Origin of the sequence: Amycolatopsis sp. NPDC051061 (assembly GCF_040682935.1) — a bacterium.
In the GTDB taxonomy this organism is placed as follows: Bacteria; Actinomycetota; Actinomycetes; order Mycobacteriales; family Pseudonocardiaceae; genus Amycolatopsis.
The window spans coordinates 1-1,611 of record NZ_JBFBBZ010000146.1; the positions used below are offsets into that span (position 1 = coordinate 1).

At 68.4% G+C, this 1,611-nt stretch carries 1 protein-coding gene; it reads right to left on the bottom strand.

Features of this window, described 5'->3' with window-relative positions:
* Window positions 1-104: 104 nt before the first annotated feature.
* Window positions 105-1,490 (bottom strand): IS1380 family transposase, encoded by a 1,386-nt coding sequence (locus AB0N03_RS52310; RefSeq protein ID WP_364388985.1) that lies wholly within the window; start codon window positions 1,488-1,490, stop codon window positions 105-107.
* Window positions 1,491-1,611: the final 121 nt, after the last annotated feature.

A 1,611-nucleotide genomic window follows, 5' to 3' on the forward strand; every position in this document is an offset into this window, starting at 1 on the left:
ATCTTGCTTTAGGTTTGTTGATCTTGCTGTGGGGTGTGGGCGTGCTGGACCGTGCTGGCCGCTCCAGCGTGTCCACATGTTCTCCGGTCGTCGGGGCAGGATCTTCAGTGGGCTGGCGGCGGCCCCGTAGTGGTGGTGAACAGGCCGTGCCAGCTGTCTTGCCAGGGCCAGTTCTGCGGAAGCCGCAGGGTGAGGGTGCGGGCGGTGCGGGTCAACCGCGCCGGGACGGCGATCAGCTGACGGCGGATGGTGCCGGTGCGGGCCCAGGCATGGAACCGGCTGGCCAGGACACCGAGACCGCGCAGCAGGTTGTGGGTCAGCGCGGCCAGGGTGAGCCAGGCTTGATTGGCGTGGAACTGCCCGGACGGGAAATGCGCCAGGGCGGAGTTGTTGAGGTCGGCGAAAACCGCCTCGATGGTCCCGGCCCGGCCGCGGTGCTGCTGTTCGGCCGCGGCGGTGTCCAGGCCGGTGTCGGTGAAGACAGCCTGGTACCGCCAGACGGGAAACAGTTCGCCTTGTTCGGTGCGGGTTTCGACGTGGTAGCGGCGCACGATCAGCCGGGCGGTGATGGGGCCTTCGGGATGTTCGGTGGGGTTGGTGAAGGCGGTGTAGCGGGTCTCGGCGACCTGCGCGGTGTGGATCCAGGTCTGGGTGTGCTCGTCGAAGACGGGGGTGGCGTAGGTGATCGGGGTCCAGGCGTGCTCGTCGATGCCGGCGATCACGGTCTGCAGGCCGGGGTGCTGGCGCAGGGTGATCGAGAACCGGGCTCCGGCGGCGGTGATGGCGTGGATCAGGGAGCAGACGTAGTAGCCGGAGTCGCCGCGCACCAGCAGGTTCCCGGTGGCGCCGCAGCCGCGGGCGGTGCGTAGTGCCTGCTTGAGGAAGGAGGTGGCGTGGCGGCGGGTGTCGGCTTGGCCGCCGCGTAGCCGGGTCGCGAGGATCACCGGGGCTGCGATCGGGGTGGCCAGGGTGGCGGCGAGGAAGTTGTAGCCCCGGACGTGGGTGTAGCCGTAGTTGGCGCCGACTTTGCGGGGGCCGTGGACGCGGGTGATTTTCGAGTCCAGGTCCACGATGGCGTAGTCGCCGATTCCGGGCAGCAACCGGCCTCCGGTGGTGCGGGCCAGGCGGGTCAGGACCTGCGCGGCGACCGTGTCCAGTGCGGTGGTGTGGCCGATGTCGAACCCGCGGAGGAACGTCCCGAGTGTGGAGGGGGCCCGGATGCCGGTGAACAGCCGGTCGTTCGCGCCGGTGCGCAGCACATCCAGGTCGTCGATGCTGTCCGCGCCGGCGGCCATCCCGGCTATCAGGGTCAGCAGTTTCGCGTCCGGGTTGGCGCCGGCGGGGCCGGGGATCCGGATCCGGTCTGCGGCGAGGTCGGCGAACTCGATGTTCTCGGTCAGCCTGAGCAGCGGTAGCAGTCCGGCGTGGGTCACGACACTCTGATCGTCGAACCTGGCGGTCACCTTGGCTCGGCTGTGGGATGCTCGCATTCAGCAGATGCCCTCTCACTGAGGTTTGGTGTTCCCTAGACAAGAACAATCATCCCAGGTCAGAGGGCATCTGCGCGTCTACGACATACCACCGGCCAGCACATTCACCGGTGGATCCAGG

Bases quoted from the DNA above. Each gene is read 5' to 3' on its own strand.
- AB0N03_RS52310 (WP_364388985.1), bottom strand. From the start codon at position 1,490: ATGCGAGCATCCCACAGCCGAGCCAAGGTGACCGCCAGGTTCGACGAT.